Consider the following 303-nt stretch of genomic DNA (forward strand, 5'->3'; position numbering starts at 1 on the left):
TGACCACCACGGTCAACGACGTCAACGACACCACCACCGTAACCCTGACCGCCACCCCGAGCGTGGATGAAAACGGCACCATCACCTACACCGCGACCCTGACCGATGCCCAGGGCAAACCGGTCACTGCGCAAAACGGTCCGGTCACCGTGACCCTCGACAGCGGCAAGGTCATTACCATCGCTGAAGGTCAGAGCTCCGGCAGCCTGCCGGTGACCGTGGGCAACAACGTCTACACCGGTCCGACCACCGTCACTGAATCCATCAAAGACGCAGTGGGCGGCAACCTCGAGTCCATCGATC

The 303-nt window shown here is 62.0% G+C and carries 1 protein-coding gene; it reads left to right on the top strand.

Features of this window, described 5'->3' with window-relative positions; genetic code table 11:
* A partial coding sequence (locus Q8X48_RS29945) for an immunoglobulin-like domain-containing protein (protein WP_407802825.1) occupies nt 1–303 on the top strand: 303 nt, incomplete at both ends.

The sequence above is a fragment of the Pseudomonas sp. QLc11A genome, assembly GCF_052112305.1.
Classification (GTDB): Bacteria; Pseudomonadota; Gammaproteobacteria; order Pseudomonadales; family Pseudomonadaceae; genus Aquipseudomonas; species Aquipseudomonas laurylsulfatiphila.